At 63.7% G+C, this 3,315-nt stretch carries 4 protein-coding genes; 3 read left to right on the top strand and 1 reads right to left on the bottom strand.

Annotated features, from left to right (window positions below):
- The coding region (locus ABYW26_RS12370) for a Do family serine endopeptidase (RefSeq protein WP_372605206.1) at positions 1–1,332 on the top strand (1,332 nt) is incomplete at its 5' end.
- Positions 1,333–1,391: 59 nt separating this feature from the next.
- On the opposite strand, the gene ABYW26_RS12365 is transcribed toward ABYW26_RS12370, so the two are convergent.
- Complete coding sequence (locus tag ABYW26_RS12365) at positions 1,392–1,913, bottom strand: peptidoglycan-binding protein (RefSeq protein ID WP_372605205.1); 522 nt, start codon at positions 1,911–1,913, stop codon at positions 1,392–1,394.
- 187 nt (positions 1,914–2,100) lie between these two features.
- On the opposite strand from ABYW26_RS12365, the gene ABYW26_RS12360 reads away from it, so the two are divergent.
- Positions 2,101–2,424, top strand: a complete 324-nt coding sequence (locus ABYW26_RS12360) for a 2Fe-2S iron-sulfur cluster-binding protein (RefSeq protein ID WP_372605204.1) — start codon at positions 2,101–2,103, stop codon at positions 2,422–2,424.
- On the top strand, positions 2,424–3,116 hold the full coding sequence (locus ABYW26_RS12355) for an FG-GAP repeat domain-containing protein (RefSeq protein ID WP_372605203.1): 693 nt from the start codon (positions 2,424–2,426) through the stop codon (positions 3,114–3,116). The genes ABYW26_RS12360 and ABYW26_RS12355 overlap by 1 nt, the downstream gene beginning before the upstream one ends.
- Positions 3,117–3,315 lie beyond the last annotated feature (199 nt).

Here is a 3,315-nt window from a genome sequence, read left to right as displayed (position 1 = left end):
GTCAGCCCGGCGGTGGTGAACATCACCACCTCGACCACGGTCTCGACCTCGACCGGCGATGGCCCGCAATTGCCCGAAGGCTCGCCGTTTCAGGATTTCTTCAAGGACTTCATGAACCCGGACGGCCAACAGGACAAACCGCGTCAACGCCGCAGTCAGGCGCTGGGCTCGGGTTTTGTCATCTCTGAAGACGGTTATATCGTCACCAACAACCACGTGATCGAAAAAGCTGACCAGATCGAGATCGAGTTTTTCACCGGCGAACGTCTTGAAGCCACCGTCATCGGCACCGACCCCAACACCGACATCGCGCTGCTGAAAGTCGAAAGCGACAAGCCGCTGCCGTTCGTGCCGTTCGGCGACAGCGATATTGCCCGTGTCGGCGACTGGGTTCTGGCCGTGGGGAACCCGCTGGGGCAGGGGTTCTCGGTCTCGGCCGGGATCATCTCGGCCCGCAACCGGGCGCTGTCGGGCACCTATGACGATTTCATCCAGACTGACGCCGCGATCAACCGGGGCAACTCGGGCGGGCCGCTCTTTAACATGGATGGTCAGGTGATCGGTGTGAACACCGCGATCCTGTCGCCGAATGGCGGCTCGATCGGGATCGGCTTTTCGATGGCCTCGAATGTCGTGACCAATGTGGTCGCGCAGTTGAAGGAATTCGGTGAAACCCGCCGTGGCTGGCTGGGTGTGCGCATTCAGGACGTCAGCCCCGACGTGGCCGAGGCCATGGGTCTGGACGAAGCCCGCGGCGCCCTTGTCACTGATGTGCCCGAAGGCCCCGCCGCCGATGCCGGGATGCAGGCCGGTGACGTGATCCTGTCCTTTGACGGGGTCGACGTGCCCGACACCCGCGATCTGGTGCGCATTGTCGGCAACAGCCCGGTTGGCAAAACCGTGCGCGTGGTGGTGTTCCGCGACGGCAAGACCCAGACCCTGAAAGTCACCCTTGGTCGCCGTGAAACCGCCGAAGGCGCCGTGCCCGCCGTGGCCAAGCCCGACATGCCGGTCGAGCCCGAGGAAATGCAGGTGCTGGGCCTTAGCCTGACGCCCCTGACCGACGAGTTGCGCAGCCAGCTGGATGCCGGGGCAACCACCGAAGGTCTGGCAGTGGTCAATGTTGATGAAATGAGCGAGGCCTATGAAAAAGGCCTGCGCTCGGGCGATGTCATCACCGAGGCCGGTCAACAGAAAGTGGCCTCGCTGGAAGACTTCAACGCCCGCCTGCAAGACACCCGCGATGCCGGGCGCAAATCGCTGCTGCTGCTGATCCGCCGCCAGGGCGAGCCGCGCTTTGTGGCGCTGTCAGTCGAGGAAAGCGCGAACTGATCTCGCACGCGGTTCGACAACAACAAAGGGCGCCTGCGGGCGCCCTTTTTACGTGGGGTTCAGCCGGCGCTGGGCGGGCGGGGATAGGCCACCAGCCCCAGTTGCTGTGCCGCCGCCAGCGACAGCACCGGGCTGTCCAGCCCTTGTTCAGCCTGATATTTCCGCACCGCCCGGCGCGTTGCATTGTCCAGCACGCCGGTCGCCGCCCCCTTGTAATAGCCGCGCGCCGCCAGCGCCCGCTGTAACGAGGCAACGAATTCCGGCTCAAGCGCTGCATTGCACGGGGTCTCGAACCAGGTGATTTCGCGTTCCTTGACGATCCGCTGTTGGGTTTCGGTCTTGTAAAGCGCCGGGGTCAGAACCTGACCATCGGCGGTGATCTCGGCCGGTTGCAGCATGATATGCTCGGTGACGGTTTCGATCACGGCCGGGCTTTCGATCTTGGCCCAGCAGGTGCCATCCGGCGCGCCCGGCGGCCCGGCCTCAAAACTGGCGCGGGTCAGCCCGGCATCATTCACGGCTTGACACCCCGCCAACAGGCCAAGGCTGAGACCGATCAGGGCTAGGCGTTTCAAGGGCATCTGGGCTGCTCGCTGCGGGTTGATCCCGGTTCTGAGCGGCAGAATAGCCCAGATGCCCCGACCGCGAAAGTCCCGCAATCCCGGCCCTGCGCGGACAAAGCCCTTCAAACCTGCGTGCACAGTCTGGCCAAGCCCGCCAAGCTGCACTATGTCAGCGGTCGAAATTCGCGTTGGTTTGAGGGCTGAAATGGCAAAAATTACCTATATCGAGCATAACGGCACCGAGCATGTCGTCGACGTGGACAACGGCCTGACGGTGATGGAAGGCGCCCGCGACAACAATATCCCCGGCATCGAGGCCGATTGCGGCGGGGCCTGCGCTTGTTCGACCTGCCACGCCTATATCGCGCCGGAATGGTTCGACAAGCTGGACGGCATCGACGCGATGGAAGAGGACATGCTGGAATTCGCGTGGAACCCGGAACCGGGCCGCTCGCGCCTGACCTGCCAGATCCGCGTCACCGATGCGCTGGACGGGCTGGTCGTGCAACTGCCCGAAAAACAAATCTGATGTGGCGCCGGGCGCTGATTGCCTGTGTCGCCGCCGCCTGCGCGACGGCGGCCCAAGCCGACATCACCGGCGCCCGCTATGCCGACCCGACCACGCGCTATGACCACGGCATCCTTGGCGATGCGGTGGAATGGGGCGCGTTGGAACTGACGATGGATCGCGGCAAGACCCGCCGGATCGTGCTGCCTGAAAGCCGCGTGTTTGAGGATCTTGAACCGCGCCTTGTCGATCTGGACAATGACGGCGCGCCCGAGGTCATCACCATTGAGACCGACCTGAACCGTGGCGCGCGGCTGGCGATCTATGGCGCGAAAGGCCTGATCGCGGCCACGCCGTTCATCGGCAGCACCCACCGCTGGCTGGCGCCGCTGGGCGCGGCGGATCTGGATGGTGACGGCAAGGTCGAGATCGCCTATATCGATCGCCCGCATCTGACCAAATTGCTGCGGGTCTGGCGCTATGACCGCGGCGCGCTGACGCTGGTGGCCGAGAAGACCGGCCTGACCAATCACAGCATCGGGCAGGATTTCATCTCGGGCGGCATCCGCGATTGCGGTGCTGGCCCCGAGATCATCACCGCCAATGCCGACTGGTCGCGGGTTATCGCCACCCGGCTTGCAGGCGGCAAGCTGACAAGCCGGACGCTGGAAACCCGCAGCTTGCCTGCCGCAGTCGATTGTTCTGAAAACTGAGGTCGGATTGGGGCTCTGCCCCAAACCCCGGAGTATTTGCCCCACGAAAAAGAGGCCGGTTTTTTTCTTGGTCTAAATACTCATACCCTTCGCGCCGCAGGCGCGAAGATCAGGGGAATGACCGGCCCTTGGGCCGGTCGCAATTGGATCAAAGCGCGCGCCAGCCGATGTCTTTGCGGTAAAAGCCTTCGGGCCAGTC

Source organism: Actibacterium sp. (genome assembly GCF_041584535.1).
Classification (GTDB): domain Bacteria; phylum Pseudomonadota; class Alphaproteobacteria; order Rhodobacterales; family Rhodobacteraceae; genus Actibacterium_D.
This window is presented reverse-complemented; position numbering and strand designations above follow the sequence as displayed.

Bases quoted from the DNA above. Each gene is read 5' to 3' on its own strand.
- ABYW26_RS12365 (WP_372605205.1), bottom strand. From the start codon at position 1,913: ATGCCCTTGAAACGCCTAGCCCTGATCGGTCTCAGCCTTGGCCTGTTG.
- ABYW26_RS12360 (WP_372605204.1), top strand. From the start codon at position 2,101: ATGGCAAAAATTACCTATATCGAGCATAACGGCACCGAGCATGTCGTC.
- ABYW26_RS12355 (WP_372605203.1), top strand. From the start codon at position 2,424: ATGTGGCGCCGGGCGCTGATTGCCTGTGTCGCCGCCGCCTGCGCGACG.